The organism is Mesorhizobium sp. M0514 (assembly GCF_040321145.1).
GTDB lineage: Bacteria > Pseudomonadota > Alphaproteobacteria > Rhizobiales > Rhizobiaceae > Mesorhizobium.
Genome location: NZ_JAMYQZ010000144.1, coordinates 1 through 8,580, shown reverse-complemented (window position 1 = coordinate 8,580; position 8,580 = coordinate 1). Strand labels below are relative to the sequence as shown.

General features: G+C 63.6%; 6 protein-coding genes and 1 tRNA gene. 2 read left to right on the top strand and 5 right to left on the bottom strand.

Going from position 1 to position 8,580, the window contains the following annotated elements; genetic code table 11:
- Positions 1 to 102 precede the first annotated feature (102 nt).
- Together NKI61_RS31315 and NKI61_RS31310 are read right to left on the bottom strand one after the other, a co-directional pair.
- Entirely contained in the window at positions 103 to 2,340 is a 2,238-nt protein-coding gene (locus NKI61_RS31315) for a mannose-1-phosphate guanylyltransferase/mannose-6-phosphate isomerase (protein WP_352842222.1), read from the bottom strand.
- An 11-nt stretch (positions 2,341 to 2,351) separates the two neighbouring features.
- Positions 2,352 to 3,872: a phosphomannomutase/phosphoglucomutase gene (locus NKI61_RS31310; protein WP_352842220.1), complete on the bottom strand. Its 1,521-nt coding sequence runs from the start codon at positions 3,870 to 3,872 to the stop codon at positions 2,352 to 2,354.
- Between the two features lie 199 nt (positions 3,873 to 4,071).
- Here NKI61_RS31310 and NKI61_RS31305 point away from each other — a divergent pair.
- Together NKI61_RS31305 and NKI61_RS31300 are read left to right on the top strand one after the other, a co-directional pair.
- Positions 4,072 to 4,148, top strand: a tRNA-Pro gene (locus tag NKI61_RS31305).
- Between the two features lie 170 nt (positions 4,149 to 4,318).
- Positions 4,319 to 4,663 carry a hypothetical protein gene (locus NKI61_RS31300; RefSeq protein ID WP_352842218.1) on the top strand — a complete coding sequence of 115 codons (345 nt, stop codon included), beginning with the start codon at positions 4,319 to 4,321 and terminating at the stop codon, positions 4,661 to 4,663.
- Between the two features lie 41 nt (positions 4,664 to 4,704).
- Here NKI61_RS31300 and NKI61_RS31295 read toward each other — a convergent pair whose 3' ends face one another.
- The 3 genes from NKI61_RS31295 to NKI61_RS31285 are packed head-to-tail and all read right to left on the bottom strand — an operon-like array spanning position 4,705 to position 8,432.
- Positions 4,705 to 6,324, bottom strand: coding sequence for an ABC transporter ATP-binding protein (locus NKI61_RS31295; RefSeq protein ID WP_023684573.1), 1,620 nt, complete (start codon positions 6,322 to 6,324; stop codon positions 4,705 to 4,707).
- A gap of 47 nt (positions 6,325 to 6,371) precedes the next feature.
- On the bottom strand, positions 6,372 to 7,499 hold the full coding sequence (locus NKI61_RS31290) for an ABC transporter permease (protein WP_352842217.1): 1,128 nt from the start codon (positions 7,497 to 7,499) through the stop codon (positions 6,372 to 6,374).
- A 9-nt stretch (positions 7,500 to 7,508) separates the two neighbouring features.
- Positions 7,509 to 8,432 (bottom strand): ABC transporter permease subunit, encoded by a 924-nt coding sequence (locus tag NKI61_RS31285; protein ID WP_023684574.1) that lies wholly within the window; start codon positions 8,430 to 8,432, stop codon positions 7,509 to 7,511.
- Positions 8,433 to 8,580 lie beyond the last annotated feature (148 nt).

Below are 8,580 nucleotides of genomic sequence, written 5' to 3'. Positions count from 1 at the left end.
GATATCGCTGGCGCGAACCACCACGAAAGCGCAAATTTCAGTCCATGCCAAAGCTATCTTAGCGCCTATGCCCGCAAGGGGGAGATTGGCAGCTCCAACGCCTCACCCCTTCTGCGCCGTGCCGTCCAGATACTGCGTCAGCGCGCAGACCAGATGATAGAAGATGCTGGCCGGCACGTCCGATGCCAAGGAGCGGCCGCGTTCGTCGATGCGGTCAATCCACAGGCCGAGCGGGGCCGGATCGATGTGCCAGCGGAACAGGCGGCCGACGCGCGCCTCGATTTCCGGCTTGAGGTCGGGACCACCCGAGCCATCCAGCGCAATCGCCGCCTTGATCGCTTCGGCCTGTGGCCAGCTCCGCGACACAAGGTCGAGCGGCAGGCCCTGTCTGGAGACCGCGCCGTAGGCAAGGCCGGTGGCGCGGTTGAGGCCGTTGGCGATGGCCGAGGCGTAGAGCTTGCGGGCAAAATTGCTCAACTCGCCCTGACCGCTGCGGGCGACGAAATCGGTGAGCAGCGAGGCCCATTCGAAATGATGGCCGGGCTCGGTCCATGTGCCCTTCTCGCCGGCGGCCGGCTTCCACCCGGCGTCGAAATATTCGCCCAGCGTCCAGCTCTCGGCATCGAAGAAATGACTGCGGAAAAGGTCGATGATGCGCGCGGCGCGGCGCAGATAGGTACGGTCGCCGGTCGCCTCATACCAGGCGAGGAAGGCCTCGAGCAGATGCATATGCGGGTTGGAGCGCCGCTCGCCCTCGCCGTCCGACGTCTCGAGGAAGCCGGTCATGCGGCTGTCCTCGAGATGCGCGTCGAGGAACACGAAGGTCTCCTGGCCCAGCCGCAGCGCATCCGGATTGCCGCACATATGCGCATGCGCCAGCGCCAGCAGCACGCAGGAATGGTCGTAGGCATCCTCGGTTGGGTCGTTGACGGAGCCGTCGACATTGAGCGTGCGCACCCAGCCGCCTCTGTCGGTGCGGCCCTTGCCGGCCATGAAGGCGATGCCGTGGCTAATCAACCGGTCCGCCGGACCGTCCCAGCCGCGCGCCCTGGCGACCGCAAAGGCATAGACCTGTCTGGCCGTCGTGCGCATACGCTTGGGCTTCAACAGCGGATTGCCATCGAAACCCAGCGCCTCGTGGAAGCCGCCATGACGCTCATCGACGCCTGAAGTTGACCACAGCGGCAAGGTCTCCTCGAACAGCCAGTGATGCACGCGCCGACGCCAGGCGCCGCTTTCGATGACGCGGTCGTGTGCCGGCGTGAACCTGGTTTCCAGCCGGCCCGACTTTTCCAGCTGCTCGACGATTTTCTTGACGTGCTGGCTGTGGCTGACCGGGGCGACGAAGGTGGCGTCCGCCGTCGAGACGATGGCGACATCCTTCATACCGATTGCCGACAAAAGCCGGCCGTCGCTTCTGATGTAGGAGTTTTCGCAATCGATGGCGACGACATCGCCGACGACGACATTGCCCTTGGCGTCGGCAGGGCCGACATCGAGCAGCGACTGCCAGGAGCCGAGGTCGTTCCAGCGGAAGCCGGCCGGCACCATGGCGATGTCCTTGGCCCGTTCCATGATGGCGTAGTCGATCGAGTTCGACGGGATGGCGGCATAGAGGTCGAGCGGCATATAAAGGCCGGACAGATCCGAAGTCGCTGCCTTGTAGGCCGCTTCGGTGGCCTGCCAGATGTCGGGCTGGAAGGCCGCAAATGCGTCGCGCATGGCGCCGGCGCGAAATAGGAAAATGCCGGTGTTCCAGTAGAAGGTGCCCGCACTGAGATAGCTCTGCGCAGTGGCGAGGTCGGGCTTTTCGACGAAGCGCGACACGTCGAAGACGCCGCCGCTTTCGGCTGCGACTTCGATATACCCATAGCCGGTCTCGGGCTGCGTCGGCTTGATGCCGAACACCACCAGACGGCCGGCAAGCGCTGCCTGGCTGCCCGCCTCGACGCTCTGCCAGAACTGCTTGGGCGTGGCGATTTCGTGGTCTGACGGCACCACCAGCACCAGGCTGTCGCCGAACTCCGACAATGTGCGCAGCGCGGCCAGCGCCACGGCGGCAGCCGTGTTGCGCCCGGTCGGCTCGAACAGCGGGCCGCCGCCGGCGAGGTCGAGGCCGGCAAGGTCGGCATGGACACGCTCGGCATGGCGCTCGGCGGCGATCAGGAAGATCGGCGTCTCACCTTCCGGCCGCCCCGTCAGGCGGCGCAAGGTCTTGGCCAGCATCGAGCCGTCGCCGGAGAGATCGTGGAACTGTTTCGGGTTGTCCTGGCGCGACAGCGGCCACAGGCGCGAGCCGACACCGCCGCTCATGACAAAACTGACGATGCGCTCGCTCATGAAAGGTCCAATCAGAACGTCTGGTTGTAAGCGCCGACTTCGGGGCTGCGGCGCAGCACGGCGTCGACGGCCTCGAACATCTGCCGGCGGCGGTCGGACGATACCGGGCTTTCGACAACCACGACAAGCTCCGGCTTGTTCGACGACGCCCGCACCAGCCCCCAGGTGCCATCCTCGGCCACGACGCGCACGCCGTTGACGGTGATCAGCTCGGCGATCTTCTGGCCGGCAAAAGTCTTGCCGGCGCGCTGCATCGCCTGGAAGTCCGCCACCACCCGATCGACCACGCCGTATTTCACATCGTCGGCGCAATGCGGCGACATGGTCGGCGTGCCGAAGGTCAGCGGCAGCGCGCGATAGAGATCGGCCATAGAACTTGTGGGGTTGCGGTCGAGCATCTCACAAATGGCGATCGCGGTGACGAGACCGTCATCATAGCCGCGGCCGATCGGCGGATTGAAGAAGAAGTGGCCAGATTTCTCGAAGCCGGCGACGGCGCCAAGCTCGGCGACGCGGCGCTTGATGTAGGAATGGCCGGTCTTCCAGTAATCCGTGACCGCGCCATTGGCGCGCAGGACGCTGTCGGTGTGGAACAGGCCGGTCGACTTGACGTCGACGACGAAAGTCGAGCTGGAATGCTGGCTGGAGATGTCCCGCGCGAGCATGACGCCGACCTTGTCGGCGAAGATCTCGTTGCCCTCATTGTCGACTACGCCGCAACGGTCGCCGTCGCCGTCGAAGCCCAGCCCGACATCGGCGCCGGTCTCCAGCACCTTGTCGCGGATGGCGTGCAGCATCTGCATGTCTTCGGGGTTGGGGTTATAGCGCGGAAAAGTGTGGTCGAGCTCGACATCGAGCGGGATCACCTCGCAGCCGATGCGCTCCAGCGCCTGCGGCGCGAAGGCGCCGGCAGTGCCGTTGCCGCAAGCGGCCACAACCCTGAGCTTGCGCGCGATGTGCTTGCCGCCGACCAGATCGTCGAGATAGGTCTCGCGAAAACCGGAGACGAATTCGTAGGAGCCACCGCCGGCAAGATCGAAATCGCCCGACAGCACGATCTGTTTCAGGGCGCTCATCTCCTCCGGTCCGAAGGTGAGCGGCCTCGCCGCACCCATCTTGACTCCGGTCCAGCCATTCTCGTTGTGCGATGCCGTGACCATGGCGACGGAAGGCGCGTCGAGCGCGAACTGGGCGAAATAGGCCATGGGCGACAGCGCCAGGCCAATGTCTTTCACCTTTGCGCCCGCAGCCATCAAGCCGGAAACCAGCGCCAGCTTGATGGCAAGCGAATAGGAGCGGAAATCATGCCCGGTGACGATGTCGGGCCCGGCGCCAAGACGCCGGATCAAGGTGCCCAGGCCCATGCCCAGCGCCTGGACGCCGATCAGGTTCAGGTCCGGCGGTTGGCTGGAGCCGGCATGGCCAAACCACCAGCGCGCGTCGTATTCGCGAAAGCCGGACGCCTTGATCAGCGCTTCGGTTTCGAATTCGAAGCTGTTGGGCCGGGCGTCGCCTACGATTTTCAGGGGCAAGGCAGCAAAGCTCCAGATGGCGAAAACACGATCTATCGAGGCTGCGACTTAGCACACAAGGCTTTAAGCCGGGTTTATCCCAACAGAACATCCTGGCTTTGCGGCAATGCCCAACGAAAGCCAACGAAATGCGACAGAAGCGCTGCCATTGCCGCTTGCAGGAACGGTATGTGGCAGCTATAAGCCCGCGGTCTGGTCACGGAGTGTAGCGCAGCCTGGTAGCGCACCTCGTTCGGGACGAGGGGGTCGCAGGTTCAAATCCTGCCACTCCGACCAGAAAAAACAGACACTTAGGTGTTTGTTTCTCCCGACCCACTAGATAGCTTGGTGCAAACCGGCCGCGTCGGCGTTCCCTGTCAGCATGATGTTTTGACGCGACAACCATCCGCGCTACCTCGATAATAGGAATGCCGCCGAGACAGCGGCCGGAACGAGGTTTGCGGAAGATGAATTTGTTGATTTCAAGTGCAGGCCGGCTGTCAGCGATGCTTGTTCTTTTCCTGATGGCAGGCTGCTCATCGCTGGGCAGCGCGGTCAACCCGGCGAAATACGACAGCATGACATGCGCCGAGCTCAACAATGCGGTGGGCGATACCGCGCGCGAAATCTCGCAAACCGCCATCACCCGTGGCAAGGTCGTCAACACCAGCGTGCCGAACTGGCTGCTCGGCGGCACGCGCGTGAAGAGCGCAGTGGCCAAGCGTGAGACGGCCAGAATCGAACTGCTGAAGCAGCGGCAAGAGGCCATTGTCGCGACAAGAGCCAACAGATGCCCTAGGTCAGCGGGCTAAGCGAACTGACCCTACCCTGACTATCGGCTGAACGTCACGCCTTAGGCACTCAGCCTGAAGCGCGTGACATCGATCGCCGCAGCCATCAGCGTCTGGGTGTAGGCGGCCTGCGGGTTGCTGAATATCTGTTCGGTCGGGCCTTCCTCGACGATCTTGCCCTGCCTCATGACGATGATGTAGTCGGCCATGGCGCGCACCACGGAGAGATCGTGGCTGATGAAGAGGTAGGACAGTTCGTGGTCGGCCTGCAGCTTGCGCAGCAATTCGACGATCTGCTTCTGCACCGAGCGGTCGAGCGCCGAAGTCGGCTCGTCCAGCACCACCAGTTTGGGCTTCAGGATCACGGCACGCGCGATGGCGATGCGCTGGCGCTGGCCGCCGGAGAATTCGTGCGGGTAGCGGTTGCGTGCGTTGGGGTCGAGGCCGACCTCGAGCAAAGCCTCGACGGCGCGCTGATCGCGTTGCTTGCCTGACAGGTTCGGCTCATGCACCAGAAGCCCTTCGGTGATGATCTGGCCGACGGTCATGCGCGGCGACAGCGAGCCGAACGGATCCTGGAAGACGAGTTGCATCTCACGCCGCAGCGGCCGCATCGCCTGTCGGTCGGCGGTGGAGATGTCGCGGTCGCCGAAGCGGATGACACCGTCGCTGGGCAACAGGCGCAGAAGTGCGCGGCCGAGCGTCGATTTTCCCGAACCGGACTCGCCGACGATACCGATGGTCTGGTTGCGCTTCAGCCGGATCGAAATGTGATCGACGGCGCGTAGCAGCAGCGGTTCGCCGGCAAGGAAGCCGCCGCCGATCTTGAAGGTCACTTCGACATTGCGGCCCTCCAGGAGCACCGGAGCGCTGGGCGGCGGCGCCGCCTTGGTGCCGGTCGGTTCGGCCGCCAGCAGCATTTTGGTATAGGCATGCTGCGGGTTGGCGAAAAGTGCTTCCGCCTCGCCTTCCTCGACCACCTCGCCATAGCGCATGACATAGACGCGGTCGGCAAAGCGCCGGACGATGCCGAGATCGTGGGTGATGAAGACGATGGCCATGCCGAGCTTGCGCTGCAATTCGGCGAGCAGCACCAGGATTTGCGCCTGGATGGTGACGTCGAGCGCCGTCGTCGGCTCGTCGGCGATCAGGATGTCGGGGTCGTTGGCCAATGCCATGGCGATCATGACGCGCTGGCGCTGGCCGCCCGACATTTCGTGCGGATAGGATTTCATCCGCCGCTCGGGATCGGGAATATGCACAAGCCGCAGCAGCTTGAGCGCCTCGTTCCGTGCCTCGGCTGCGTTCAGGCCGCGGTGCTTGCGGATCGGTTCGATCAGCTGGTTGCCGATCGAATAGAGCGGATCGAGCGAGGTCATCGGCTCCTGGAAGATCATGCTGATCTTGGCGCCGCGCACCTTGTTGAGGTCGGGCTTGCTCATGGTCAAAAGGTTGCGGCCGCGATAATCGACGTGACCCGTCGCCTCGCCGTTGGACGCCAGCAGGCTCATCGCCGCCATCATGGTCTGGCTCTTGCCGGATCCGGATTCGCCGACCACGGCAACGGTTTCCCCTGCCTTGACGTGGATGTTGATGCCCTTGACCGCTTCGACCGCGCCGTCGAGCGTGCGGAAGCGGACGCGAAGGTCCTTGACGCTGAGGATCGTTTCGGGCGTTTCCATCGCAACGGTCCCCATCTTATCGGTCCCCATCTTTATCGGTCCCATCTTCATCGGTCTCTCGGATCGAGCGCGTCGCGCAGGCCGTCGCCGACGAAGTTCAGCGCAAACAGCGTCGACACGAGGAAGAAGGCGGGGAACAAAAGCAGCCAGTTGGCGGTGCCGATGTTCTTGGCGCCGACCGAGATGAGCACGCCCCAGCTGGTCATCGGCTCCTGCACGCCAAGGCCGAGGAAGGACAGGAAGCTTTCCAGGATGATGACCTGCGGCACCAGCAGCGTCATGTAGATCACCACTGGTCCGAGCAGATTGGGGATGACATGGCGCAGCAGTATGCCGCGCTGGCCGACGCCCATGGCTTCGGCCGCCTGGACATACTCCTGCCGCCGGATCGACAGCGCCTGGCCGCGCACGATGCGCGCCATGTCGAGCCACAGCACCGCTCCCACCGCCAGGAACATCAGCACGAAGTTGCGGCCGAAGAACACCACCAGCATGATGACGAAGAAAATGAAGGGCAAGGAATAGAGCACGTCGACGATGCGCATCATCACCTCGTCGATCTTGCCGCCGGAAAAGCCTGCCGCCGCCCCGTAGAGGACGCCGATGACCACGGCGACAATGCCGGCAAGCAGGCCGATGGCCAGCGAGATGCGCCCTGCCATCAGCGTTCGCGAGAGAAGATCGCGACCGGTGTTGTCGGTGCCGAACAGGAAGTACTGCTGTTTGACCGACGCAGTCATAGTCAATTCGAGCCCGTCGGCCGATTTGCTCTCTATCTTGGTATCGTCGAAGGCATCGGAGCGGTCGAGATAGCGGATGTTGCGGTCGTCGATCGGTTTGGTCGAGGTGACGGTGACGGTGACGCGACTGCCGTCCAGTTTCCACTCCTTGATGTCGACGCGCATGCGCTTGACGGCATCCTTGAGCGCCGTCTCGATCATGTCGGGCTTCGGATAGGCTGAAAAGCTTGGCGGCGTGCGCACATAGTCGGCATAGATGGTGGTGTACGGATGCGGCACGAACCAGGGGCCGAAGATGCTGATGACGCCAATGAAGGCCAGGTAATAGAGGCTGAACATGGCGGCGCGGTTGGCTTTGAGGCGCGCCCATGCGTCGCCCCAGAGCGAGCGGCCGACGACGGCCGGCGGAGCGGCGGCGGCTGTGATGTCAGTCATAGCGCACCCTCAGTCATAGCGTACCCTCGGGTCGACGACCGCGTACATGACGTCGACGATCAGGTTGAAGACGATGGTGAAGAGCGCGATCACCACCACGGTCCCCATCACCAGCGTGTAGTCGCGGTTGAGCGCGGCATCGACGAAATAGCGGCCGACACCGGGAATGGAGAAGATGGTCTCGACGATGACCGAACCGGTGAGCAGCGCCGCGGCTGCCGGACCGGTGAAGGAAACGATCGGCAGGATGGCGCCGCGCAGCGCGTGCTTGACCACCACCGACCAGTCGGAGAGGCCGAGCGCACGCGCCGTTCGGATATGATGCGAACGCAAGCTCTCGATCATCGACCCGCGCATCAGGCGGGCAACGATGGCGATCTGCGGCAAGGCCAGCGTCAGCACCGGGCCGATCTTGTTGATCAATGCGCCATCACCCCAGCCGCCGATCGGCAACAGCTTCCAGGTCAATCCGAACACCAGCTGAATCACAGGAGCGATGACGAAGGTGGGGATAGTGCTGCCGGCGGTCGCCAGCGCAATCACCGTATAGTCGCCAAGCTTGTTCTGGTTGAGCGCGGCGATGGTGCCGAGCACCGAACCAAGCAGCAGCGCCAGGATCAGCGCGGAGGTGCCGAGCTGGACCGATATCGGCAGCCCCTTGGCAAACAGTTCGGTGACGGTGAAGTCAGGCAAATTGTAGCTCGGCCCGAAATTGCCGCGCAGGAGATTGCCGAGATAGTGGGCATATTGCAGCCAGAGCGGATCGTCGAGGCCGAACTGTGCTTCCAGATTGGCCCTGATCTCGGGACTGAGGCCCCGCTCCTGATTGAAAGGGCCGCCCGGTGCGACGCGTATCAGGAAGAACGCCATTGTCACGATGACGAACAGCGTCGGAATGGCGGTCAAAAGCCGCCGTAAGATGTATCGCAGCATCGGCGCCCCGCTTCGGCCAGAGCGACATACGTCCATGCGGACGCATTGCCACGCTCCGGCGCCAAATCTTCGCACCGGGCTTGCCGAAAATCGACCACGACTTTCGGACCGGTGCGATGACCGACCAGTCCGCCGCGCCCGGATGGGG

What these genes read in the sequence shown, in the direction of transcription:
- NKI61_RS31300 (WP_352842218.1), top strand. Translation starts at nt 4,319, where the DNA reads ATGAATTTGTTGATTTCAAGTGCAGGCCGGCTGTCAGCGATGCTTGTT.
- NKI61_RS31295 (WP_023684573.1), bottom strand. Translation starts at nt 6,324, where the DNA reads ATGGAAACGCCCGAAACGATCCTCAGCGTCAAGGACCTTCGCGTCCGC.
- NKI61_RS31290 (WP_352842217.1), bottom strand. Translation starts at nt 7,499, where the DNA reads ATGACTGACATCACAGCCGCCGCCGCTCCGCCGGCCGTCGTCGGCCGC.
- NKI61_RS31285 (WP_023684574.1), bottom strand. Translation starts at nt 8,432, where the DNA reads ATGCTGCGATACATCTTACGGCGGCTTTTGACCGCCATTCCGACGCTG.
- NKI61_RS31315 (WP_352842222.1), bottom strand. Translation starts at nt 2,340, where the DNA reads ATGAGCGAGCGCATCGTCAGTTTTGTCATGAGCGGCGGTGTCGGCTCG.